Origin of the sequence: Mesorhizobium sp. BR1-1-3, assembly GCF_020165455.1 — a bacterium.
GTDB classification, from domain to species: Bacteria; Pseudomonadota; Alphaproteobacteria; order Rhizobiales; family Rhizobiaceae; genus Mesorhizobium; species Mesorhizobium ciceri.
In genome coordinates this window covers 411,357-435,093 of the sequence record NZ_JAIUIC010000005.1, presented here as the reverse complement: position 1 = coordinate 435,093, position 23,737 = coordinate 411,357, and the positions used below count along the sequence as shown (strand labels likewise).

General features: G+C 62.5%; 18 protein-coding genes and 2 pseudogenes. 15 read left to right on the top strand and 5 right to left on the bottom strand.

Translation table 11 applies throughout. The features are described 5' to 3' along the window. Positions 1-55 precede the first annotated feature (55 nt). Together LB559_RS14765 and LB559_RS14760 are read left to right on the top strand one after the other, a co-directional pair. Positions 56-1,075, top strand: coding sequence for an ABC transporter ATP-binding protein (locus LB559_RS14765; protein WP_263499053.1), 1,020 nt, complete (start codon positions 56-58; stop codon positions 1,073-1,075). Between the two features lie 11 nt (positions 1,076-1,086). Next, positions 1,087-2,031, top strand: a complete 945-nt coding sequence (locus tag LB559_RS14760; RefSeq protein WP_224674368.1) for a GlxA family transcriptional regulator — start codon at positions 1,087-1,089, stop codon at positions 2,029-2,031. Positions 2,032-2,931: 900 nt separating this feature from the next. Here the strand turns inward: LB559_RS14760 and LB559_RS14755 are convergent. The 3 genes from LB559_RS14755 to LB559_RS14745 form a co-directional block, all read right to left on the bottom strand. After that, on the bottom strand, positions 2,932-3,816 hold the full coding sequence (locus LB559_RS14755) for a choline kinase family protein (protein WP_224674367.1): 885 nt from the start codon (positions 3,814-3,816) through the stop codon (positions 2,932-2,934). A gap of 64 nt (positions 3,817-3,880) precedes the next feature. After that, complete coding sequence (locus LB559_RS14750; protein WP_224674366.1) at positions 3,881-4,957, bottom strand: phosphotransferase; 1,077 nt, start codon at positions 4,955-4,957, stop codon at positions 3,881-3,883. A 140-nt stretch (positions 4,958-5,097) separates the two neighbouring features. Next, a complete protein-coding gene (locus LB559_RS14745) occupies positions 5,098-5,862 on the bottom strand; it encodes a DeoR/GlpR family DNA-binding transcription regulator (RefSeq protein WP_064994902.1) in 765 nt (254 codons plus the stop codon). 506 nt (positions 5,863-6,368) lie between these two features. Here LB559_RS14745 and LB559_RS14740 point away from each other — a divergent pair. The 5 genes from LB559_RS14740 (at position 6,369) to LB559_RS14720 (ending at position 13,412) form a co-directional block, all read left to right on the top strand. After that, a complete protein-coding gene (locus LB559_RS14740; protein ID WP_064994903.1) occupies positions 6,369-7,922 on the top strand; it encodes an ABC transporter substrate-binding protein in 1,554 nt (517 codons plus the stop codon). A gap of 56 nt (positions 7,923-7,978) precedes the next feature. Further along, complete coding sequence (locus LB559_RS14735; protein WP_064994904.1) at positions 7,979-8,968, top strand: ABC transporter permease; 990 nt, start codon at positions 7,979-7,981, stop codon at positions 8,966-8,968. After that, positions 8,968-9,882 carry an ABC transporter permease gene (locus tag LB559_RS14730; protein WP_064994905.1) on the top strand — a complete coding sequence of 305 codons (915 nt, stop codon included), beginning with the start codon at positions 8,968-8,970 and terminating at the stop codon, positions 9,880-9,882. Before LB559_RS14735 ends, LB559_RS14730 begins: the two co-directional genes overlap by 1 nt. Continuing rightward, complete coding sequence (locus tag LB559_RS14725) at positions 9,879-11,750, top strand: ABC transporter ATP-binding protein (protein ID WP_224674365.1); 1,872 nt, start codon at positions 9,879-9,881, stop codon at positions 11,748-11,750. The genes LB559_RS14730 and LB559_RS14725 overlap by 4 nt, the downstream gene beginning before the upstream one ends. Positions 11,751-11,828: 78 nt before the next feature. Next, positions 11,829-13,412: a GMC family oxidoreductase gene (locus LB559_RS14720; RefSeq protein ID WP_224674364.1), complete on the top strand. Its 1,584-nt coding sequence runs from the start codon at positions 11,829-11,831 to the stop codon at positions 13,410-13,412. A gap of 281 nt (positions 13,413-13,693) precedes the next feature. On the opposite strand, the pseudogene LB559_RS14715 reads toward LB559_RS14720, so the two are convergent. Beyond that, positions 13,694-14,736, bottom strand: a pseudogene (locus tag LB559_RS14715) (alpha-hydroxy-acid oxidizing protein). Between the two features lie 245 nt (positions 14,737-14,981). On the opposite strand from LB559_RS14715, the gene LB559_RS14710 reads away from it, so the two are divergent. Further along, positions 14,982-15,173: a TetR/AcrR family transcriptional regulator gene (locus LB559_RS14710; protein ID WP_318014167.1), complete on the top strand. Its 192-nt coding sequence runs from the start codon at positions 14,982-14,984 to the stop codon at positions 15,171-15,173. Positions 15,174-15,386: 213 nt separating this feature from the next. Here LB559_RS14710 and LB559_RS33160 read toward each other — a convergent pair. Continuing rightward, positions 15,387-15,741, bottom strand: a pseudogene (locus LB559_RS33160) (monovalent cation/H+ antiporter subunit A); the annotation flags it as partial. 222 nt (positions 15,742-15,963) lie between these two features. Between LB559_RS33160 and LB559_RS14700 the strand changes: the two are divergent. From LB559_RS14700 to LB559_RS14670, 7 genes are read left to right on the top strand one after another with little or no spacing between them, the layout of a single operon-like run. Continuing rightward, a complete protein-coding gene (locus tag LB559_RS14700; protein WP_064995264.1) occupies positions 15,964-16,620 on the top strand; it encodes a cytochrome c3 family protein in 657 nt (218 codons plus the stop codon). Next, a complete protein-coding gene (locus tag LB559_RS14695) occupies positions 16,604-19,579 on the top strand; it encodes a TAT-variant-translocated molybdopterin oxidoreductase (protein WP_224674361.1) in 2,976 nt (991 codons plus the stop codon). Before LB559_RS14700 ends, LB559_RS14695 begins: the two co-directional genes overlap by 17 nt. Beyond that, positions 19,572-20,951, top strand: coding sequence for an NrfD/PsrC family molybdoenzyme membrane anchor subunit (gene nrfD / locus LB559_RS14690; protein WP_064995254.1), 1,380 nt, complete (start codon positions 19,572-19,574; stop codon positions 20,949-20,951). Before LB559_RS14695 ends, nrfD begins: the two co-directional genes overlap by 8 nt. Further along, positions 20,948-21,478 carry a DUF3341 domain-containing protein gene (locus LB559_RS14685; protein WP_084016186.1) on the top strand — a complete coding sequence of 177 codons (531 nt, stop codon included), beginning with the start codon at positions 20,948-20,950 and terminating at the stop codon, positions 21,476-21,478. The genes nrfD and LB559_RS14685 overlap by 4 nt, the downstream gene beginning before the upstream one ends. Further along, the gene (locus LB559_RS14680; RefSeq protein ID WP_064995255.1) at positions 21,475-22,017 is read left to right on the top strand and encodes a c-type cytochrome; all 543 of its coding nucleotides are present in this window, start codon (positions 21,475-21,477) and stop codon (positions 22,015-22,017) included. Before LB559_RS14685 ends, LB559_RS14680 begins: the two co-directional genes overlap by 4 nt. Further along, on the top strand, positions 22,014-23,168 hold the full coding sequence (locus tag LB559_RS14675) for a hypothetical protein (RefSeq protein ID WP_224674360.1): 1,155 nt from the start codon (positions 22,014-22,016) through the stop codon (positions 23,166-23,168). The genes LB559_RS14680 and LB559_RS14675 overlap by 4 nt, the downstream gene beginning before the upstream one ends. Next, the gene (locus LB559_RS14670; RefSeq protein ID WP_224674359.1) at positions 23,161-23,688 is read left to right on the top strand and encodes a hypothetical protein; all 528 of its coding nucleotides are present in this window, start codon (positions 23,161-23,163) and stop codon (positions 23,686-23,688) included. Before LB559_RS14675 ends, LB559_RS14670 begins: the two co-directional genes overlap by 8 nt. Positions 23,689-23,737 lie beyond the last annotated feature (49 nt).

Sequence of the window (23,737 nt, the reverse complement as noted above, 5' to 3'; positions counted from 1 at the left end):
CGTCGTCTTTGACGGCGTGGTCAAAAGGTTCGGCGCCTTCGTCGCCGTCGAACGCATGGATCTCGATATCCGCAAGGGCGAGTTCTTGGCCATCATGGGGTCGAGTGGCTGCGGCAAGACGACGACGCTCAGGATGTTGGCCGGACTCGAGGCGCCGACCGAGGGCGAAATCCGCTTGGCTGGCAAACGCATCAACGATTTGCCGACCTGGCGTCGCGACACGCCAATGGTGTGGCAGAGTCTGGCGCTGTTCCCCTTCCTGACCGTGCGCGAGAACGTCGAGTTCAGTCTGCGAATGCGCGGCGTCGGCAAGGCGGAGCGCACCCGGCGCGTCGACAAATGGCTGGAGCGAATGCAAATCACAGAATTCGCCCAACGCAACGTTGCGCACCTTTCCGGGGGGCAGCGCCAGCGCGTGGCGCTAGCCCGTTCGCTGGTGACGGAACCGGGGATCCTGCTGCTCGACGAGCCGCTATCGGCGCTCGACGCCCATCTCAAGGTTCGCATGCAGACCGTGCTGTCGAACCTGCAGAAGGAACTAGGCATTACCTTTGTGTATGTGACACACAGCCAGTCCGAGGCTTTTTCGATGGCCGACCGGGTCGTCATCATGAGCCGTGGTCGTATCGAACAGATCGGCAATCCGCAGGAAATCTACCGGGCTCCGCGCACACGGTTCGTCGCGGAATTCCTGGGCTCATCGAACGTCTTTGCCGGCAAGGTCTCCGAGGTCACCAGCGATGCCGTCAGGATCGCCACGCCATCTGGCGAGTTTGACGTCGCGCCGAACCCGGCAAAGGCATTGGCTAAGGGTGACAAGGCGACGTTCGTCGTGTCGGGTGACCGCGTGCAGTTGAACAACCGCCAGCCGGCTACCAGCAACGCGATGCGCGCCTCAGTGGTTGGCGAGGAGTTTGTCGGTGCCACCGCCGTCATCCATCTCGAAGGGGTCGATGGCATCGAACTCAAGGCACAAAAGAGCCATGACGAGTTGGAGCAACTGAATTTAATGCCCGGCGCTACGATCTGGGTGTCGTGGCGCGCCGACGCCGGCCACATCCTTCCTGGGGAATAGGAGGATTGGTATTGCGTTTTGGCTTCCTGCTCGCCCGAAACTTTACGCTTTCCCCACTGTCGCTGTTCCTCGACACACTGCGCCTCGCCGGCGATGATGACGACCGCAGCCGGCGTGGGAAGTTCGACTGGCAGATTATTGGAGAGAAGGGTCTTCCAATCCGCTCGAGTTGCGGCGTTGAGTTACTGCCCACTAGGCAAATCACCGATCCGCAGGAATACGACAATATCGTCGTTGTGGGGGGATTGCTTAGCGGCACGCAGTACCTCAGCGGCGAAAAGGAGGCCTTTCTCCGACGGGCCGCACAGCGTGATATGCCTCTGACGGCTTTATGCACCGGGAGCTTCGTACTGGCGCACTATGGTCTGCTCGACAACTATCGAGCCTGCGTGAGCTGGTTTCACATCAAAGATTTTCGGAACACTTTCCCTCATGTTCGGGCGCACGCGGACACCTTGTTCTCGATCGACGGAAACCGCGCCACCTGCGCTGGGGGCGCCGGAGCAGCCGATCTTGCAAGCCACTTTGTGTCGAAGCACGTGGACAATAGAGCTGCTGAGAAGGCTGCAAAAATACTGATTCTCGACAGAATCAGAACAGGCCGGGACGTTCAGCCAAACGGCGAGCTTTTCTCCAAGGCCAGGAGTCGCCATTTAAGGCGAGCCTTACTTCTGATGGAGAGCAACCTGCAGGAGAAAATTACTGTAGAAAGCTTGGCAGCTAAGCTTGGGATTTCGCGTCGCCAGCTTGAGCGTTTATTTGCCACGGAAGTGCAAACCAGCCCGATGGTGGCATATCTCGCGATACGTCTGCACTATGCAGGAACGCTTTTGGAAACGAGCGATCTCCAAATTGGAGATATCGCCTATAGGTGCGGGTTTCCAAATGCCGGCCATTTCAGCCGTGTATATCGTCAGTACAAAGGCATTACGCCGTCAGAGCTTCGACGAGCCTAGGGGAAGGCATCCTATCGAGGACCTTCGGCCCAAGCAGGGCGTCCAACTCAATGGGCAATCGGTACCTGTTAGAAATCAAATCTTCAGGATAGCTCCGGCATCCATGCCTTACCCGACGATCGGATGATCGGACGGAACCGTTAGGAGAAGCGGTTCTAGAGGCCGATATTTTTGTCGCACCGAGTGCACCTCGACGAGCAGGATGACCCTGCTGTAACTGCTGAAGTTGACCGACTTCTGGCGCGTCGCACGCGCGACATCCGCCTCAAAGAAAAATCTACAACAGTTCCAAACGCCTATTGATCGCAAACGGAGAAGATCATCGGTGCCTGGATGATCCGGGGCACGTTGTTGGACGTGTCGACGCTGGCGTTCAACATGTTGCTGTTTCCAAGGTCGATCGCGCTTCCATGCTCGTGCCCGGCGCGATCATTTCACCCGTCTTAGCCGCGCGGACCTACGCTGCTTTGCTTCGATCCATACGATCAGCGATCAGCGAGCCCGCTATGGTCGTCCTGCTTGTCTGGCGAAAACCGCGAGCGCGCTGGTTTAGGGGGGTCGGAGCTGTGAATATCGGCATGCCGGCGCTCCCGTCAGTTGGGTGGGCGTCCAAGTCCAGCTTTGGAAGGAAAGGAAAGCCTGGTCGTGACCGATACCAAGCGTCGGCCGGACCATACTCGTCGCTCCAATGGATGGGAAGCGCAGGCACCGACCAAGGCCACGGGCGGTGTGCCGACCGTCTTCTGGCAGTCCGACGGCACAGCCTACGCAATGATGGTCTCAGTAGCCGGACCGGATCGAGAGACAGGCGAAACGGTGCAAGTAGCTGCGCGGGCATGTGGCTCCGAAATTAGGGCTCATCGCGAGACGCCCGAGCCTCGAGTCAGGAGGTGGCAGCCCCTACAGAGACATGAGGGCGCGGTCCCAATACGGGTTCCGAAGGGTCGAGCGCAGGCGCATCTGCTTCCAGGCGCCATATTTGTAGAAGTCGAAGTCGATGCTCGAGGTTATGTTCTGGATCATGCACCACAGCGACCATTTCAGGTCGCCCAGCATCTGGTAGACAAGCATGCGCGCCCTGATGCTGGCCTCGACACGACCGAAATAACATTCGATCGCCTCATCTTGCATTGCATCGCTCAGGACCATTTCCCCGCACCAGGTGGCGAGATCGCAGCATCGGTCGTTGTTCGACGCGTATTCGAGGTCAACGATGACGATTCTGCCGTCCTCCGTCAGCAGGAAGTTGGCAGGCGCCGGGTCGTTGTAGCATGGGACGATATCCAAGCCCGACGCTTCCAACGCGGCCCGCGCCGATAGGTACTGCGCATGGATGGCAGGAAAATCGTGCGAGAACACGCCGCCAAGTTCATGCAACTGGATAATATGCTCTTCGATCATGTCGAATAGGGTCTTGGTCAAGCCGAGGGGGGCGGAATCGTTGAAGGTGCGGAACAGCTTGATGGTGCGCGTCCTGATCTCCGCGGAGTGGAAGTCGCGCGTCGTGCAGGGGCGCGACCGCTCGACGAAGTCGCAGATTTCGACGCCGCGGTCACTGAGATCATCGTAGGTGCGGGGCCCGATGCCAAGCAGGTGCGCGCGCCTGCCTGCCTCGAGCGAAGCGCTGCGATCGATGAACTTCTCGGTTCCGGGGCCCGGCATCTTCAGGAAGAAGGTCTGCCGTTCACCTCCGATCCTGATGTGCCAATTGGAATTGCTGAAGCCGCCGAAGATCGGCCGGTAATAGATATCCTTGCCCTGCCATGTCGGGACCAGGGAGAGCATTGTCTCCAATTGTCGCTCGGAGGGTGAATGGCCTTCCCCGCACTTCCGTTCCATGACAGGGTTCTCAGACCATTCTCGCATACGAGCCGAAATCGACGCTTCCGAGCGCGGCGCGGCAGCGGATGAAGCGCCAGAACCCGTATCGGTAGAACTCGACATCTTTGCGTTGCGAGGTGGCGTCCATGACGAGACCCCAGAGACCCCATGCGAGATCGTCGGCGATCGCGTAGAGACGCGCGCGACGGAGACTTGCCGGCCTGGCCGTGCCTTCGAACATTTCGAGGGCCGGGAGGAAATCCTTCTCGTCTTCGAAAACTTCGTTGATCAGGATCCCGATCTCAAAATAAGGGTCGACGTTGCCGGCGCCGTCAAAATCCACGAGTTCGATCCGACCATCCGGCGCGATGAGGATGTTCGAGGCCATGCCGTCGGCATGGGAGGGCACACTGTCGACCCCCGACGCGGCGATCATGCGCTCAAAGCGCAAAACTTGCTCGAACAGGACCGGAAGGTCGGCCGGAGCCTGAGCCACGGCCCGGTCGCATTCCTGCTTCAGCGCGCGGATCCGGTCGAACGGCGACACCGGGATCGTGAAGCGCGGTCCACCGTGGATCTTGCGTTTGACGCCGATCACGTCATTGAGGACGTCCAAATTTTTCAGGTCGCTGACACGGGCGGTCGCCCAGCCGTTGCGATATTCCATAATGCAGGTCGCGCGCCGCGCATCGATGGCAAGGACTTCGGGCGCGCAGTTGAGGCCGGCCGCCTTGCGTTGCGCATCGAAGGATGCGGCCGCATCGATGAAGCGGCGCTGGTCGGGCTGGATGGTTTTGAGCAGGAGCGACGGATGTTGGCCATCGACCGAGAGAAGCAGGCGGGTGCTGTCCACGCCGCGATGCGACGGGACGAGGATGCCAGGCTCCATCTCCTGTGCCGATCCGCACAGCTGCGGTCCGGCACCAGAGGAGGCGGGTTGGTCGGGCATTGCCAGACAGAAGTCGTCGGGCACCGTGAGGTCATCCGCTACATGGGAGCGGAGTTCTTGCGTTGCGGCCCGGAGGCGATGAACGTCCATCGGGCCGATGCGGCGAGCCAAACCCTTTCGCGACAGAGCAATTTCCATGAAGGCAGCGGAACCCATGTAATCCAAGTAAGCACAACCCGCCGGCGACGGCCGGTCCACGAAAGGGAGCGGGGGAGGCGCGCTAGCAGGAAACGCAATGCTATATCTATGCGGGCCTGAGTAAAGTGCCGACTTGTCCTATCGGCGCCGAGGCGCTCTCAAACGCGGATGAGGTCGACGCCCAGTTCGGCGAAGCGCTGGACGAATTCTTCGCCGACGCCTTTAGTTGTGATGACATGGTGGGCGTCGCCGAGCCCGAAGGCGCGAACCGAGCCGAAGCGCCCGAACTTCGATGGGTCGGCCACCATGACGGTGGTGCCGGCCTGACGCCTTGCCTCGTCGTGAAGGGCGACCTCGTCCTCGCCGAAGCCCATGAAGCCGTGGTCGACGTGGACGGCGCTAGCGCCCATCAAAGCGAGATCGAACCGGTGTCCGTTCAGCGCCATGATGGTGGAATGCCCGAACGTTGCCTGATATTCCGGCACCATTGGACCACCCAGCACGCGCACGCTGGTGCCCCAGCCGTGGGAGAAGAAATGCGCCGCGATCGCGATGGAGTTCGTGAAAATCGTCAGGTCCTGATGCTTGTGAAGGTGCTTCACGCAGGCCAGGGTAGTGGTGCCCGAACTGACGAAGATCTTCATGCCGTTCTGGACCAAGCTGGCGGCCTTTTCGGCAATCAGGTTCTTTTCCGGCGCATTGACCCGGTTGCGCTCGCCGAACGGCTTGTCGCCATCGGCCGGCGTGAGTACCGCGCCCCCATAGACGCGCCGGGCAAAGCCATTCATTTCGAGTAATCGCAGATCGCGTCGGATGGATTCCGGACTGACTTCGAGGCGATCGGCGAGCAGATTGACGCTCGCGCGCTCATTCGTGCGCAGTATTTCGAGAATCTTTTCCTGCCGAAACCCCGAAAATCTCATGGACCGAATCTGCCTGTAACCATTTGAGTCATTGCCGACCTTAGTTAATTCCGGCCGCGCCGGACACTACGACCAAGCCGTTTGCGTCCAGGGACGCAAAAATTCTCGCGTCAAGCTAGGCCACATCGGCAAACCAGTCAAATCCAACTTAAATCCGTCAAATCAGCAGATGCGTCAGCGAACCTTTCCGTTTCAGGGGTTTGCAAAGAAATCTGATTTTTCACAGCAGAGCCGATCGGGGCCTTGACCCAAGTCTGATGTGCCGATATTGGTCGTTTTGACCGATTTGTGTAATTTGAGAGACTGGCAAAATCGGTCAGACGCGGATCTCGCGTCCTCAGCCGTTCAGGGTTCTGGGCGGTAAGGGTTCGTCCAGCATTGGGGCGACGCGCGCCATACCGCGCGGCAAACCATTGAGTACGTCTGATTGGGGCGGCATCGACCGGCCATCGAAACAAACCGTCCGTTTGCAGCACAACTGAAGGTCAAAAAGGGGAACAGGATCAATGATTACGCGTAGAGACATTATGGTTGGCGCGGGAGCGCTTGGCGTGGCCGGCGTGCTCGGCAAGGTCGCCGTGCCGGCCAATGCGCAGGGCAAGAAGTCACTCGTGCTCGCGTCCATGGGACCCGTCACAGGTAATTGGGATCCGACTTCCCACACGACCCTCGGTCAGGGCAATTTCGAAAAGTTTGTCTTCAATGCGTTGACGCGTGCCCCGATGCGGGACGGCGAGGCGGACCTGCTCGAACCCGCGCTGGCGGAAAGCTGGAAGCTGATCGACACCAACACGTTCGAATTCAAGCTGCGCGACGGCGTGAAATTTCACGACGGCAAGGAATTCAGCGCCGAGGACGTCAAGGCGACGCTCGAATACTCCTGCGACCCGGCCCGCCCGGCCGCTTCCTTTTGCCCCGGAAAGGTCGATGTAGAAATCGTCGATCGCCTTACGGTGCGACTGCACACCGAGAAGCACGGCTATCCGGCATCGGCTTGGTGGTTCATTTCAAGCGTCATCCCGATCCTCTCTGCGAAGGATGTTGCTGATCCGAAGATTCTGCAAAAGCGTCCGAACGGCACGAACGCCTTCAAGTATGTCGAGACCAACGGCGACAAAAATATTCTTCACGCATATGACGACTTCTTCGGCGGGCGTCCGAAGATCGATGAGGTCGTCTATGCCTATGTTCCGGATGCCAACACGCGGGTTCTCGGCCTCCTGAACGGCCAGTACCACATCGCCGAACGTCTCGAGCCGGAACAGTACGCATCTCTCGCAGGAAATCCGAAGGTCACCACTCGCAAGGGTCTCACGACCGAGAACAAATATCTGCATTTTCGCTGCAACAAGGCGCCCTTCGACGATCCGCGCATCCGCCTGGCGGCATGCCACTCGATTGACCGCAAGCAGATTCTCGAACTGATGGGTGAAGCGGCGCTCGAGTCAAGCTGTTACGTCTCCCCGATGAAGTTCGGCTTTACCGACATCAAGGGATATCCAGACTACAATCCCGAGGAAGCGCAGCGTCTGCTTGCCGAAGCTGGCTTCCCGAACGGGGCGGGGCTGCCGCAGCTCGAATATATCACATCGATCGGCTTCTATCCCAAGACCAAGGAGTATGGCGAATTGATCGCCGCGATGCTCCAGGAGCAGGGCTTCAATGTCCAGTTGACGGTTCTCGAGCCGGCGGCCTGGGAAGTGGCGATCTATCGCCGCGCCGACGGCCAAGGCCAGGGCCATATGTGCGACGTCGGCTGGATGACGCCATCGCCTGAGCCGGACCTCGTCCTGCGGCCCAACTGGCATTCCAGCGCGGCGCTGATTTCAGGCATCAACGATCCCGAGATCGACGCGGTCCTGGACAAGGAGCGCAACGCGCCCAATCCGGAACAGCGGCTGAAGATCCTCACCGAGGAGACCTTCCCGACGATGGCCAAAAAAGTCCCGAGCTTCTCCCTGTTTTCTGCGCTCACCTTCCACGGCGCCGCCAAGAACCTCGAAGGCGCGGTCTATCTGCCCTACGGGCCGATCGACCTATCGAAGGCGGATCTCGTCTAACCCTTGGCCAGCAGCGTCGCCATGCGGCGGCGCTGCTCCTTTGTGAGCCTGCCGAAATGCTTTTCGCCATAGACTTCTTCGTTCGCCGTCTCGCGCAAGGCGTGATTATCGTGGCGGGCATCGCCCTGTTGATCTTCACCCTGCTACGGGTGGTGCCCGGCGACCCAGTGCGGCTGATGCTCGGCCCGATGGTTTCGCAGTCCGTGGCGGAGCAGACGGCCAAGGAGCTCGGCCTGCGTGATCCGATAATCGTCCAGTTCGGGCGGTATATGACCCAGATCGTCCGCGGCGATTTCGGTCGATCCTTCGTGCGCAGCGCCCAGGGCGGCAGCACTGGAGGCTCACGCGGCGAATCAACCTTCGATGCCAGCAACCGGGCGCCGGTCATCGAGCTGATCGGCGCGACTTTGCCCTACAGCCTGCTGCTTGCGGGCCTTGCCTTCCTGATCTCACTGTCGATCGCGGTTCCGCTCGGCATCTGGGCGGGCCTTAACGCGGGCAGGGCGCCCGACCGATTCGCGCTCTACCTGAGTTCGGTCCTCGTCTCGCTGCCCAATGTATGGCTCGGACTGGTGTTCATTTATCTGTTGTCGGCCAAGACGGGCTGGCTGCCTGCAATCGGCTACGAGAACTGGACCTATGCCATCCTGCCGGCCTTGGTCCTGGCGGTGGAACTGATCCCGATCATCGTCCGGTCGCTCTCGGTTTCGGTCTCCTCCAACCTCCTCGAGCCCTATGTCTATGTTGGCCAAATCCGCGGGTTGACGCGACGGCGCATGATCTCGGCGCATGTTCTGCGTAACTCCGGGATACCCCTTCTGAACGTGTTGGGCATCCAGGCGGTCGGACTGATCCTCGGCTCGCTGTTCGTCGTCGAATACCTCTTCAACTATCCGGGGATAGGCCTGCTCATGATCAATGCGGTGTTCCAGCGCGATTTCCCGATCATCCAGGCGATCGCGATCTTCGCCTGCGCCGGGCTCGTCGGTGTGAACATCCTCGTCGATTTCGCTTCGACCACGATCGACAGAAGGCTCCAGTACTGATGTCCGAACACACCATCGTCGAAGAGGACGTCAGCGTTCCCCAAAAAGCCCGAAGCCTCGGCGCTAATATCTTCCTTCAGGCTTTCAAGACGCCGGAGTTCCGGGTCGGGGCGGTAATTTTCATCGCCGTGATCCTGCTCTCGGTCGCCGCGCCGGGCCTGCTCGGACTTTCCGCGACGAAGTTCAATGTCGGCCTGAAGTTCTCGCCCCCCTGGCCTGCCGAAGGCTCGGTCTGGCCTCACGTGATCGGCACCGATCAGCTCGGCCGCGACCTGCTCGCGCGTTCGCTGATCGGCCTGCGGAACGCGCTGATGATCGGTATTACGAGCGTGGTGGGCATGTTCGTGCTCGGTTCGGCCGTCGGGATGCTGGCCGGCTATGTCGGTGGCTGGACCAATCTGATCCTAATGCGCATCACCGATGCCCAAATGTCGATTCCGGTGATCATCCTGGCCATCACCATCCTCGGCGTAACGCGGCCGACGCCGCTGACTGTCATCCTCGTCTTCATCCTCGCGGGATGGCCCGGCTACGCCCGCGTGGCGCGCAGCGTCACCATGTCGGAACGGCGCAAGGAATATGTGCGTGCGGCCAAAATCCTGGGCGCATCGGACCTGCGCATATTGCTGGTGCATATCGCGCCTAACATCCTGCCGCCGATCGCGTTCGTCGCCGTGCTCGACGTCGCGCGAATGATGATCTTCGAAGCCATCCTCGGCTTTATCGGCATCGGCATCCAACCGCCCACGCCTACATTCGGGACGATCATCGCCGACGGCACCAAGTATCTCCTGAATGCGTGGTGGATCACCACCATTCCCGGCCTGCTGCTGGCGATATCGCTGTGCAGCATCAACCTCATGGGGGGGGCCCTTGAACGCTCCCGCAACAAGCTACTCCAAGGTGTCGTATGAGCGGGGAGAGTGCCAGCATTATAGAGGTTTCAGGCCTGTCGGTCGATCTAGCGCTGCAAGGCGGCGCAAGGCGCGCTGTTCTTCGGGACGTCAACCTCTCGGTTTCCCAGGACGAGGTCCTCGGCATCATCGGTGAAAGCGGCTCGGGTAAGACAGTCCTGTCGCGCGCACTCGTCAACTGGATAAGTCCGCCGCTGGTCGTGACCGGTGGGACGATTGCCTACCATGGCCGCAACCTGTTCGATCTCGCGCCCGCCGAGATGCAGAGACTGCGAGGGCGCAAGGTGGCCTATATTGGCTCCGACCCCGGCAGCGCGCTCGATCCGACCATCCCGGTCGGACAACAGATCATCGAGAAGCTGCGCGCCGTCGAGCCAGGCATTTCGACGGCGGAAGCAAAGGCGCGCGTGCTTCGTGTCCTCGACGCGGTCCGCATTCCTTCGCCAGCGCAGCGCTTCCAAGAATTTCCTTTCCAGTTCAGTGGCGGGATGATGCAGCGCGTGCTGATCGTCGATGCCCTGGTCACCAACCCTGACCTGCTCGTCGCCGACAACATCACGCAGCCGCTCGACGTGACCGTCGCCGCCCAGATTCTTCGCCTGCTGAGGGATCTCCAGCGCGATTTCCGCACGGCGGTCATCTTCGTCTCCTCGGCGCTCGGTGTCGTTAACGAGATCGCAGACAACGTCCTTGTGCTCGCCGATGGCCGCGTGGTCGAGTGCCAGGAGACCCGTAAACTGATCGACGACCCCCAGCACAACTATACGCGCAACCTCATCAAGAGCGTGCCGCGCATCTGGGACGCTGAGCGGGTCACCGCCGCGCCGGCCTTGGCCAAGGACGACACACGCGAGATCATCCTTTCGGTCCGCGACGTCTACCGTTCCTACGCAACCAAGGACCGTGAGAGGCTGTTTGCGTATCGGGTCGTCCAGGCCGTCCGGGGCGTCTCCTTCGATGTCTACAAAGGCGATAATCTCGGCATCGTGGGCGAATCCGGTTGCGGGAAGTCGACGCTTTCGCGTCTACTCAGCCGCCTCGAAGCACCCAATCGCGGCCAGATCCTGTTCAAGGGCCAGGACATCGCGCATCTCGGCCGAAAGAAGCTGCTTGATCTGCGCCGTCGGTTCCAGCTCCTGCTGCAGGATCCCTACAACGCCATCCCGCCACATTTGGCCATTGGCCGGACGATCGCCGAACCGCTGCGCATCCATGGCGGAATGAGCGCCAAGGAGATCGGCGAGAAGGTCGCCTACACGATGAACGAGGTGGGGTTGCGCCCCGAGTTGACGGACAAACTGCCGGTAGGGCTCAGTGCGGGCCAGCGGCAACGCGTCAACATCGCCCGCGCCATGGTGCTGGACCCGGAACTGCTGATCCTCGACGAGACGCTGTCGGCACTCGACCAAGTGGAACAGGGCAAGCTGCTCGACCTTTTCGAGCGCCTGCAGGCCCGCCACGGCATGACCTACATCTATATCTCGCACGATCTGAGCATGGTGCGCCGCGTCTGCAATCGCGTGGCCGTCATGTATCTCGGTCGCATCGCCGAACTCGCCGGCAACGAGGCGACTTTCTTCGATTCCGGCCATCCCTACACGCGGGCACTGCTCAGTGCGGTTCCGGCGATCGAGCACAAGCCCTACGACGCGGCGACCTATCTCCTGGAAGGCGAGCCGCCGGACCCCATCGACATTCCTTCCGGCTGCACGTTCCGCACGCGCTGCCCGTTCGCATTTGACCGCTGCGCAACGGAGGATCCGGCGCTGCTGAAACGACGCGACGAGGATTATGCCGCGTGCCATCTCGTCGAGGCCGGCTTGTCGGCCCCAAGGCTGATGCCCGCGCTCGATCTGAGCGGCCCGTAACAGGGGCGCAGTCCCAGACCGCGCCGGGCCCCCTAACCCCGGCGCGGTGCCCCGCAATCCCGATGAGGCAAGCGTATCATGGAATTCGACTATATCGTCGTAGGTTCGGGCAGTGCGGGTTCACCGCTTACAGCAAGGCTTGTCGAAAAGGGCGCGAGCGTCCTTCTCCTTGAAGCGGGCAAGCGCGAGAAGTTACATCTTACGCGCATACCGGCTGCGCTCATGTATACGATCGGTAACAACCGCTACGACTGGAACTATGTGACTGAGCCGGATCCCAGCCGCAACGGCCTGCGGGAATCGTGGCCGCGAGGGCGCGTGCCCGGCGGATCTTCGGCCATCAACGGCATGATCTTCATTCGCGGCGCCGCTGCCGACTACGACGCTTGGGAGGCGTTGGGAAACAAGGGGTGGGGCTGGAGTTCGGTTCTGCCATATTTCCGCAAGATGGAGACTGCCGATAACGATAAGGATAACGCCTATCGCGGTGGCATGGGACCGTTACGTGTATCAGCCCTGCGATGGAAGCACCCCTTATCGGCCAAATTCATCGACAGCTTCGTGAATGCTGGCGTGCCCCTGAACGCCGACCTTAACGGAAGGTCCCACGAGGGTGTCGCTTGGAATCAGGGCTCCACCAGAGGCGGCATTCGTCATTCGGCATTCGACGCGTTCATCGTGCCTCGCCTCGGTGACGCCAAGCTCACATTCATGGACGATGCGTTGGTTGAGCGCATCGTGCTGGAAGGCAATCGGGCTATCGGCGTCGACATCCTGCGCGGCAGCCAGAAGATGCAAGCCAAGGCACGGCGCGGCGTAGTCTTGTCAGCCGGATCCATCAACTCGCCGCAGATACTGATGCTCTCGGGCATCGGCGATCCGGACCAACTGGTCCGCCATGGGATTGGCGTGCGGGTCGCAAGGCCCGAGGTCGGCCGCAACCTGATGGAACATCCGGGCCTCTATGCCCGTGCGGAGATGGACGTCAAGACGGGGAATGCCTTTGCATCGCCGATCGGACGGGCAAAAGCGTTCGCCGAATGGATCCTTTCGCGAAACGGCGTGTTGAGCGTGCCCACTGCCCAGGTGCTCGCCTTCCTGAAATCCACGCCGGACAGGGAAATGCCGGACCTCCAGTTTCATCTCTTCCCCTTCGGATATTTCAACGACAACGGCCGTTTGCACGTGCCGACGCGCAACCTTGTTACCATCCTGGCCAACGTCAACTATCCCAAAAGCACCGGCTACCTCGAGCTTCGTTCCAGCGACCCGCGACAGTCGGTGGCAATCTATCCGCGCTTGCTCGACCATCCACACGATATTGCCTGTGTGCTGCGCGGCTTGGATTGGATACGGAAGCTAGCCTCGACGCCCCCGTTCGGCAGCCATGTGCGCGAACTCATCGACGTGCCGGCTGAAGGCGCGGGGCCTGCGGCGGACGAAGCCTATGCGCGCAAGGCCACGGTGCCGTTCCTGCATCCGGTGGGCACTTGCCGGATGGGACCAGACGAAAGCGCAGTCGTCGACCCGCAGCTTCGCGTACGGGGCACCGAAGGGCTCTGGGTCGCGGATGCCTCGATCTTCCCGCGTCATATCGCCGGCAACACCAACGCGACGGCAATTATGATTGGCGAGCGCGCGGCCGACCTCATCCATCCCTAGCGGAGAAACTGGTAAGAGGCGCAGACGCGACGAAGAATTCCGCGCCGCTCTCGATCGCTTTATGGCGGACGACGTCGCCTGCCAGAAACGTTGTGCCGAGGCAGCCGAGTCGCCCCACGGCATGGGCGGCAAGCAGCCGCACAGGGCGTAGGCCCGAAATTGTGCGCAATCCTTCGGCTGGCCGGGGCCGCCTTCTCCTCGGTGCCACACAGTGGCAGTCGTCGCGACGTGAGGGGCGGCGGCGGATACCACCGCGACGGCCGCCATCCGGCCAAGCTTCGCTAATCCAGCACCCGCTCGTCGACTTCATCGATACGTCTTGTGCCGGTCAGCGCCATGGTGACGGACGGTTCCTTGCGAGGGATCTCGATGGTGGTCGCCACCGGACTCTCCGCCGGCCCCAGACGCCTGGCCGGACCGCACGCCGCCGTCGAACAGCACTTCCGTTTCGGAGCCTACCGCTTCAACGATTTTCGGCAGCTTCGAGATCGTTGAGGGCGCGCCATCCAACTGCCGGCCGCCATGATTGGACACCACGATCGCGGTCCCACCGGCCTTGCTGCCAGTACGTGAATCGTCCATCGAGAATGCCCTTGAGGATGAGCTTGCCGGGCCAGATGCTCCCGATCCACTCGCGTTTTGCCAGTTGAGCGTGGAATCGAATTGATGCGATACCCAGTCCCCCAGTTCCTTGACGCCTTGCTCGCCTTTCACATGGCCGGCGAGATTGCCGAACGTTTAGCGCTTGGCGGTGAGCATTCGCCAGGCCCAACCGGGTTTGGTCGCTATGTCGAGAAGATTGCGCACGGTCAGAGACGGCGGAACCGAGAGCCCGTTCTTGATGTCGGCGTGGCGCTGTCCCAGCACCTGCAGGTCGACCGTGAGCACCAACGCGCTGCAGCGGGCAGCCGCTGCGCGCTCGACGAGCGAACGCACGAAGTCGCGGTCCTTCATCACATAGAGCTGGAACCAGAACGGCTTATCGACGGCCTCTGCAACGTCCTCGATCGAGCAGATCGCCATCGTTCCGAGCGTGTAGGGGACACCGGCAGCCTGTGCGGCGCGGCAAGCGAGAATCTCCCACTGCATCCCGCCAATGCCGATCGGTGCCGATGCTATTGGTAGCGATGCCTTTTAGCCGAGGATAGTTGTTCCAGTGTCCCGTCGCGAGACGTCGACCAGCAAACGCTGGCGAAACGTCAGGCGCTCCAGATCGGGCGCTGTTGGCGCGCAGCGTCTGTCCGGAATAGGCGCCGGCCTCGACACAGTCGAAAAAGGCTCGCGGAACGCGGCGGCGGGTCACCTGACAGAGGTCCTCATGCAGGTCAGGAGCGCAGGCGCCGGTGAAGCCTTGGTCCGGTCGCCCAGGGTTGTGGCTTCCGTGAATTGTTGGAGATCGGGCACTGCGGTGATCAGCCTGTCCTTTCTCGGCTCCCAACGAATATTAGACAATCGCTGGTCCATTGAATGTCGAGACCGCACGGATATGAACTCATTATCGAGTATACATTCATCGGCGTTAGCTCCGTGCGCCGATCCTCCGACCAGACCAGGCCAGCGATATTGCAGGTGGCTTTCAAGCCCTTTCGCCGCCGGGGATTCTTTCGCGTCGGCATGGACGAGACCGCAAGCACCGCTGGCGTCACCAAGAAGACCCTCTACTACCACAGCAAGGACGGCATCGACCTGTCAGGAGGTGCGGAGCAACTGGTCGACAAGCTCTTCGGTGGACTGGCCACATGGTCGTCCAAGCCACCTTAGGCGGGGTCGGGATTACGCGGCTGGCAATCGAGCTTGCCCATCTCTCGGGGCATCCCGCGCGTTCGATGGCGCGTCAGCACAAGGCGCTGATGGAGAAGCACTTGGCGACCTGCTCGCCGAAGCTGACGTGCCCGGCGAGCGGGCGCGCGAGGTGTTCCTGCTGATAGAAGGGCGATGGTCATGATCCTGGTCCATGGCGACGCTTACGATGAAGCGGGCACCTCTCCATGAGACCGCCATCAGCACACGCTCGAAGTCGCGCTGAGACAGCTGAAGTAGGGCGGGCCGTCCTCGCACCGCGCCAGATAGTTCTTCAGCAGCAGATAGAGGATTGCGCCACCGGCAAGGGCCAACACGCTCATGAACAGAGGAATTGTGAACCCGTGCCAGATAGCCAGACTATACTGTGGCATCGCGGGTCCTAGGACGGAGGTGACGGCGGTGTGGAGGAACGGGCCGATGGTCAGGCCGGGTACGGTCCCAACCAGGAGGCAGGCGAGGACAAGAAGTTGGATCGGAAACCGCATGAAAACGGCGGTTCGTGAGGCTTGCGAGGCAGATCGCCCGGCAGCAACCCGTGCGCTACAACAGCCATATCTTTCTTCCAGCTGGTAACGAACCGTGACGGATTCCAAACGCCTTAACCGGCGATCGCTTCGCGCGAAATGTCGGAATACGAGTTATTTTGATCACCTTCCCGTGAGCAATCTACCGGCTCCGGAACTTCCGCCGGGCCTCTCAGTTGGGCGCCATCACGTCGGTCCAAGTTCAAATCATTCTGGGCGAGGGGATGCCGCAAATCTTTGCAAGGAGCGCCAATGGCATCACCCGGTTCGTGCTGTGGGGCGGGGTGTGCACCATGCTTCTGGTTGCGACCGCCGGCACGGCGCTGCTGCGCTCGAGCTTTTTGACCGGCGTCGGCGAGGCAGCGGCACAGCCGGTCCCTTTCAGCCACAAGCACCATGTCGGCCAGCTCGGCATCGATTGCCGCTATTGCCATAACGGCGTTGAGACGTCCAATTCAGCCGGGCTGCCGGCGACCGAAATCTGCATGACCTGTCATTCGCAGCTCTACACCAATGCCGCCATGCTGGCGCCGATACGCACCAGCCTTGCCAGGAGCCAGCCGCTGCATTGGCAGAGGGTCAATTCGGTCCCGGACTTCGTTTACTTCAATCATTCCATCCACGTGAACAAGGGCGTCGCCTGCGAGACCTGCCACGGCGCGGTCGACGAAATGCCGTTGACGGCGCGGGCCGAGCCGCTGAGCATGGAATGGTGCCTTGCCTGCCACCGTGATCCCGAGCCCAATCTGCGGCCGCCGCAGGACGCTTTCCTGATGCACTGGAACCCGCCGGACGACATCGCAAGAATCCGACGGTCGCTCGTCAAGCTGCTTGACGTCCATCCCGAGACCATGACCGACTGCTATGTCTGCCACCGCTGACAAGGATGCACCCGCAGGCGCTGCCGGTTCGCGGCGTTCATCGGCCGCCGGCGATCTCTGGCGCAGCTTGGACGAAATGGCCGGTACGCCGGATCTCGGCCGCTTCATCGAAGCCGAATTCCCTTCCATCGCCGAGCGCCTGCCGCAGAATCTCGACCGTCGCACGCTTTTGAAGCTCGCTGGCGCCTCGCTCTCGCTGGCAGGCTTGACCGCCTGCGGCCGGGCTGAGGACATCGTGCCGTATGTGCGCCAGCCGGAGAACGTCATTCCCGGCCGGCCACTTTACTATGCGACGACGCTTTGCAGCGGCGGCTACGGCATCGGCGCCGTCGTCGAGAGCCACGAAGGCCGGCCGACCAAGGTGGAAGGCAACACCGATCACCCCGCCTCGCTCGGCGCCACGGATGCCGTCATGCAGGCTCAAGTGCTGGCCCTGTTCGATCCGGACCGCTCGCGTACCCCGCTGAAGAATGGCGAGCCGGCGCCCTACAGCGATTTCCTGGGGGATATGGCCAAGCTCACCTCTGACTGGACGGCTTCGGGTGGGAAAGGCGCGGCGCTGCTCATCGAGACCGGCACTTCGCCGACGATGAAGGCGCAGATCGACGCGCTTCGCAAGCAATATCCGGAACTTCGCATCTATCGCCACGATCCGCTTGCCGCGACGGCCGACGAGGAGGCCGCGACGAAGCTGTTCGGCCGGGCATTGACGCCACTCTACCGCTTCGACCGCACCCAGGTGATCTGCTCGCTGGACGCGGATTTCCTCGGCGAAGGGCCGGGTGCGCTCGCCTATTCGAAGCAGTTCGCGGCGCGAAGGCGCGTGCGTAAGCCGGGCGACGCGATGAACCGGCTCTATGCGGTGGAGTCGACGCCGACCATTACCGGCGCGGCCGCCGACCACCGCAGGGCGGCAAGACCAAGCGAGGTGGAGGCAATCGCGGCTGGACTGAATGCCGTGCTGGGCGGTGCGGGTGATGCGGCCGCAGCCGACCGGCAATGGATTGCCGCCGTTGTCGACGATCTGAAGGGCGCCGGCCGCAACGGCTTGGTCTTGCCCGGATCGCAGCAGACCGCGTTCGTCCACGCGGTGGCGCTGGCCATCAACGGCCGGCTCGGCGCCTTCGGCAACACGATTGACCTCATCGAACCGCCGCATGCGGTCCCTGTCGATGGCGACCTATCCGATCTCGGCGAGGCGATCTCGGATGCCGCAATCGACACGGTCGTCGCGCTTGGCGCGAACCCGGTACATACCGCGCCTGCCGGCCTCGATGCGAAGAAGACGTTCGGATCGCTGAAACTGCTTGTCCATTTTGGCCTCTACCGCGACGAGACGGCGCTCCTGGCGCAATGGCATGTGCCGGCCGCACACGATCTTGAAAGCTGGAGCGACCTGCGCGCCTTCGACGGCTCCGCCTCGATCGTGCAGCCGCTCATCCTACCGCTGTTTGGTGGGCGGACGGTGCACGAAATCCTGGCGGCCCTTGCCGGCACGTTCGATGCCGACGCGCTGATGCTGGTGCGCCGAAATTGGGCGCAAAGCTTGGACGATGCCGCCTGGCGCAAGGCTTTGCGCGACGGCGTTGTCGCGGGCACCGCTGCCGTTCCCGTCGCAGTCCAGCCGCCGGCCGACCTCGCCGGCCTGCGGCCGCGCGCCGCGCCAGCCAAGGAGGTGGAAATAAGGTTCACGGCCGATCCCTTCCTACGCGACGGCCGCTACGCCAATTCGGCCATGCTGCAGGAACTGCCGCGCCCGCTGACGAAGGTCGTCTGGGGCAATGCGGCTCTGGTCTCGCCGGGGACGGCCGCGCGCCTGAAGCTTGAGAACGGCCGCACGGTGAACCTCGACCGCAACGGCCTCAGCCTCGATGCGCCGGCCTGGATCGTGCCCGGCCATCCGGACGACACGGTGACGCTCTCCTTCGGTTTCGGCCGCAAGGCGCCCGGTGCGGTGGCGCCGCTGGCGGCGGGATACGACGCTTTCCTTTTCAGGACCGCCGACGCGCCTTGGTTCGCTGACGGCGTCGCGCTCTCGCCGCGCGACGAAACGCAGCCTGTCGTCACCACCCAGCATCACCATGCGATGGAGGGCAGGCCGATCGTGCGCCACGCCTCGCTGGCGGAATTCGCCAGAAATCCGGATTTCGTGCGCGACGGCGTGCCGCCGGCGCCGGCCGAGTCCATTTATCCGGACTGGACTTACCACGAAGAAGCCTGGGCCATGTCGATCGACCTTTCGGCCTGCGTCGGCTGCATGGCTTGCGTCGCAGCCTGCCAAGCCGAGAACAACATAGCCACGGTCGGGCCGGACGAGGTCGCTCGTGGCCACGAAATGCACTGGCTGCGCATCGACCGCTACTATGCAGGGGCGCCGGAGGCGCCGGATACCTATTTCCAGCCGGTGCCGTGCATGCATTGCGAGAAGGCGCCGTGCGAGGTCGTCTGTCCAGTCAATGCCACCGTGCACACCCATGATGGGCTGAACGCGCAGGTCTACAACCGCTGCATCGGCACGCGTTATTGCTCGCAGAATTGCCCCTACAAGGTGCGCCGCTTCAATTTCCTTGACTATCGCGAGTTCGACAAGGGGGAGGCCGGCCCCGAGCAGGCGGCGCGCAATCCCGACGTTAGTGTGCGCTCGCGCGGCGTCATGGAAAAATGCACCTACTGTGTACAGCGCATCAGCGAAAAGCGCATCCACGCGCAGATCGAGAACCGCCCGATACGGGACGGTGAGGTGGTGACCGCCTGCCAGCAGGCCTGCCCGACGAGAGCAATCATCTTCGGCGACCGCAATCTCACCGACTCCGAAGTTTCGCGGGAGAAGGCGGCGCCGCAGAGCTACGGGCTTCTGGAAGACCTGAACACGCGTCCGCGCACCACGTATCTGGGCCGGATCAGCAATCCGAATCCCCGCCTCGCCGGCGCTTCCGAACCGGAGCCGGGCAATGGCTGAAGCGGCCACTCCCGCCCGCACGAAAAAAATGCCGCGGCGCCCGCCGGTGCTGGCCGGCCGGCACGATTTTCCCGAAATCAGTGGCCGCATCGCCTCCGTCGTGCTCGATGGGCAGTTGCCGCGCTATTTCTGGGCGGCATTTTTCCTTTGCTTCTTGCTGGTGCTGGTCTTCTTCTACTCGGTCACTTACTTGGTTGTAGTCGGCATCGGCGACATTGGGCTCAGCATCCCAGTCGCCTGGGGCACGATGATCTCCAACTTCGTCTGGTGGATCGGAATCGGCCATGCTGGCACACTGATCTCGGCCGTGCTCCTCCTGCTGCGCCAGCCCTGGCGCGCCTCGATCAACCGCTTTGCCGAGGCGATGACGCTGTTCGCCGTGGCGATGGCCGGACTCTACCCCATCCTGCATCTCGGCCGGCCGTGGTTCTTCTACTGGCTCTTGCCGCTGCCCAACACGCATATGCACTGGCCGCAATGGCGCAGCCCCCTGGTTTGGGATTTCGCGGCGATCGCCACCTACGCCACCGTGTCGCTGCTGTTCTGGTATATGGGCCTGCTGCCCGACCTTGCTGTGCTGCGCGACCGGGCGAAATCGCGCAGCGCGCAGATCTTCTATGGACTTCTGGCAATGGGCTGGCGCGGTTCTGCCTTCCATTGGGCGCGCTACGAGCAGGTTTACTATTTGATGGCGGCGCTTGCGACGCCGCTGGTGGTGTCGGTGCATTCGATCGTGTCGCTCGACTTCACCTTCGCCATTCTGCCCGGTTACCATTCGACGATCTTCCCGCCCTATTTCGTAGCCGGCGCGCTCTATTCCGGCTTCGCCATGGTGCTCACCATCGCGATCCCGCTGCGCTGGGCCTTCTCGGTCCAGGACCTGATTACGCCGAGGCACATGGACAATGCCGGCAGACTGATGCTCGCGTCCGGCATGGTCGTGTTGTACGGCTATGTTACGGAGGCCTTTTTCGCCTGGTACTCTGGCGAGGCTTACGAGCGAACCATGATGGCCGAGCGCGCCTTCGGCCCCTACGCACCGTTCTTCTGGGTGATGCTCGCCTGCAATTGCGGCGTGTTGCAACTTCTCTGGTTCCGCCGCGTGCGGCTCAATATGCCGGCGCTGTTCGCGATAGCGCTCATCATCAATCTCGGCATGTGGATCGAACGCTACGTCATCGTCGTCAGCGGCCCGAGCCGCGATTTCCTGCCGTCCTCCTGGGGCGAGCAGTCGCTGACCTGGCTGGATTTCGGCATATTGTTCGGCTCTATCGGAACCTTCTTCGCGCTGGTTTTCTTGTTCGTCCGCATCCTGCCAGCGATCACCATCTTCGAGGTCGAGGAATTGGCGCAGGAGGGCAGGGGGCAATGAGCCTCTACGGCGTCATCGCTACCTTCGCCGATGCCGACGCCCTGACGGCTGCTGCCCACGACATGCGCGATCGCGGCTACAGCCGCATGGATGCCTTCTCGCCCTATGCGGTGAAGGGGCTGGCCGAGGAGGTACTCGGCATGAGGAAAACGCGCCTGCCCTGGGTGGTGCTGGCCGGCGGCATCCTCGCCGCGCTGTTTGCTTACGGACTGATCCTGTATTCGGTAGAGATCGACTACCCGGTCAATGTCGGCGGACGGCCGCTGCATTCCTGGCCGCCCTTCGTCGTCATCGCCTTCGAGGCCGGCATTCTCGGTGCGGCGACGGCCGGCTTCATCGGTGTGCTCGCCGCCAACCGGCTGCCGCAATATTACCACCCTGTCTTCAATGCGCGGAGCTTCACCTATGCGCAGGGCGGCAAGTTCTACCTGCTGGTCGAGGCGGCCGACCCGAGATTCCGCAAAGCCGTCGTCAAGGGGCAATTGACCAGACTGGGCGCCGAAACGGTCGAGGAGGTGGAGGCGTGAGGCCGGCGTTCGCCCTCGCGCTCGCGGCCGCGCCGGCGCTTGCCGGGTGCCAGCAGCAGATGGCCGACCAGCCGCATTACGAGCCGCTGGAGGCGAGCAGCCAGTTCGCCGACGGCGCCTCGGCGCGCATGCCGGTGTCGGGCACGGTGGCGCGCAACGCCGAGCTTGCACCGGTGCCGGATGCCATCCCGCAACCGGTCACCATGGCGCTGCTGAACCGTGGTCGAGAGCGCTTCGATATCTTCTGTTCGCCCTGTCACGGCCGCACCGGCGACGGCCACGGCATGATCGTTCAGCGCGGCTTTCCGGCCCCGCCGACCTATCATCAGGAGGCGCTGCGCCGCGCGCCCGACCGTCATTTCTACGATGTCATCACCAACGGCTACGGCGCCATGTATTCCTATGCCGCGCGCGTTCCCCCGGCCGACCGCTGGGCGATCGTCGCCTACATCCGCGCTTTGCAGCTTTCCCGTCGCGCCGCCGCGGCCGATTTGCCAGAGCCGCTCCGCACCAAACTCAACGCGGAGGCGACGCAATGAAGATCGGCCTCGACAGGATCGACCGGCCTTTCCGCTGGATGCTTGCCGTAGCTGCCGTCGGGCTGCTGCTGTGTATACTCGGGCTGCTTCTTGGCGCGCAAGCGACGATTTGTGGATGGGTCACGATGGCCCTTTTCCTGCTCGGCCTGTCGCTCGGCGCCATGACGATCATGATGATCCACGGCCTGACCGGCGGCCGCTGGGGCGATGCCGCACTACCGCCGCTGAGAGCCATGGTCGCGACCCTGCCGCTGGCGCTCGTACTACTTCTTCCCGTGCTGGTCCGACCCGACTTCGTCTTCCCCTGGGCTGCCGATCCTGCCGCTCTAACCGAGACGGCGCGCCACAAGCTCGCCTATCTGAATGTGCCCTTCTTCCTCGTCCGCTTTGCAGTGTGCGTCATCGTCTGGTTCGTGCTGGCCTGGTTCCTGCTGGGCCCGACCGCGACCGTTCCCGTCAAGACTGCCCAGCAGCGCCGGGCGAGAAGCATGGGCTGCGCCGCCGGGCTGGTGGTTCACGGCTTTGCCGTTAGCGTCTTTTCCACAGACTGGATGCTGTCGCTCGAGCCTAACTTCTATTCGACCATCTACGGAATGCTGGAAGCCTCAGCCGAGACGATCGGGGCCTATGCGGTGGCCGTGCTGGTGCTAGCCGCGCGACGTTCGATCGAGACCATGCCCGGTGGCGCGGAGCGCGTGGCGCTGAGCGAAGACGTCGCCAATATGCTGTTCGGCCTGATGCTGACCTGGGCCTACCTCGCCTTCATGCAGTGGCTGATCATCTGGGGCGGCGACTTGCCCGTCGAAATCCACTGGTACATAATGCGCACGCGGAACGGCTGGCAATTCGTGCTGTGGCTGATTGCCTTGCAGTTCGTGCTGCCTTTCGCGGGCTTCCTCAGCCGCGACCTGAAGCGCAGCCATGCTGGCATCGTCTGGCTTGCCGCCATCACGCTCGCCGGACATCTTGCCGATGTGCTGTGGCGCGTCAGGCCGGCATTCGCAGGCTTTGGTCTGAGCTGGCCGGATCTGGCGGCGCTCGCCGGTGCCGGCGGGCTGTGGACGGCGCTCTTCGTGTTCGCGCTTCGGGAGCCGGAGCGCATCGCCGCCTGGCGCGAGCGGCTGGCGCGCGGGAGGTTCGCCAATGGCTGACGAACCTCGTTATCCCGAAACGCGGGACGTAGCGTCGCGCGCGCTGCTGCTGTTCGGTGGCGGGCTGGTGCTATTCCTGGTCCTCACCGTGGTCGTGCTCAGGCTGATCTTCGACACCAATGCTTATTGGCCTCTGCCCGGCGCGGCCTGGCAGGGCAATGAGGCGACGCCGGCCATGCAACGCTTCCCGGCGATCGACCTCGCCGCCTTCCGTGATCGCGAGGACAAGGAACTGGCCAAGCTCGGCTGGGTCGACCGCGCCGCCGGCATCGCCCGCATTCCCATCGGAGATGCGATGGAATTGGTGGCCAGGAACGGCCTGCCGGACTGGTCGCGGCAACTGCCTGCTCGGGTTGGGGAATGCGCTTTTCTTGGCGAAAACGTGCCCCGCGCGCCGCAGGCGGCGCGGTGCCAAGGCCAAGCGGGGCAGGGCGAGGCGAAGCAAGTCCAGCCAATGCAACCGCAGGACGGGGTGTCGCCGTCAGGGATTGCATTGCCGCATGGTGGAGCGCAGCCATGATGCGGTGGTTGCTCCTCCGATGGCTATCATGCGAAATTGGTGCCTGCTC

Excerpts from the sequence above, each read along its gene's own strand:
- LB559_RS14765 (WP_263499053.1), top strand. The coding sequence starts at position 56 with ATGGATCTCGATATCCGCAAGGGCGAGTTCTTGGCCATCATGGGGTCG.
- LB559_RS14755 (WP_224674367.1), bottom strand. The coding sequence starts at position 3,816 with ATGCTCTCCCTGGTCCCGACATGGCAGGGCAAGGATATCTATTACCGG.
- LB559_RS14750 (WP_224674366.1), bottom strand. The coding sequence starts at position 4,957 with ATGGGTTCCGCTGCCTTCATGGAAATTGCTCTGTCGCGAAAGGGTTTG.
- LB559_RS14745 (WP_064994902.1), bottom strand. The coding sequence starts at position 5,862 with ATGAGATTTTCGGGGTTTCGGCAGGAAAAGATTCTCGAAATACTGCGC.
- LB559_RS14740 (WP_064994903.1), top strand. The coding sequence starts at position 6,369 with ATGATTACGCGTAGAGACATTATGGTTGGCGCGGGAGCGCTTGGCGTG.
- LB559_RS14735 (WP_064994904.1), top strand. The coding sequence starts at position 7,979 with ATGCTTTTCGCCATAGACTTCTTCGTTCGCCGTCTCGCGCAAGGCGTG.
- LB559_RS14730 (WP_064994905.1), top strand. The coding sequence starts at position 8,968 with ATGTCCGAACACACCATCGTCGAAGAGGACGTCAGCGTTCCCCAAAAA.
- LB559_RS14725 (WP_224674365.1), top strand. The coding sequence starts at position 9,879 with ATGAGCGGGGAGAGTGCCAGCATTATAGAGGTTTCAGGCCTGTCGGTC.
- LB559_RS14720 (WP_224674364.1), top strand. The coding sequence starts at position 11,829 with ATGGAATTCGACTATATCGTCGTAGGTTCGGGCAGTGCGGGTTCACCG.
- LB559_RS14700 (WP_064995264.1), top strand. The coding sequence starts at position 15,964 with ATGCCGCAAATCTTTGCAAGGAGCGCCAATGGCATCACCCGGTTCGTG.
- LB559_RS14695 (WP_224674361.1), top strand. The coding sequence starts at position 16,604 with ATGTCTGCCACCGCTGACAAGGATGCACCCGCAGGCGCTGCCGGTTCG.
- nrfD (WP_064995254.1), top strand. The coding sequence starts at position 19,572 with ATGGCTGAAGCGGCCACTCCCGCCCGCACGAAAAAAATGCCGCGGCGC.
- LB559_RS14685 (WP_084016186.1), top strand. The coding sequence starts at position 20,948 with ATGAGCCTCTACGGCGTCATCGCTACCTTCGCCGATGCCGACGCCCTG.
- LB559_RS14675 (WP_224674360.1), top strand. The coding sequence starts at position 22,014 with ATGAAGATCGGCCTCGACAGGATCGACCGGCCTTTCCGCTGGATGCTT.
- LB559_RS14670 (WP_224674359.1), top strand. The coding sequence starts at position 23,161 with ATGGCTGACGAACCTCGTTATCCCGAAACGCGGGACGTAGCGTCGCGC.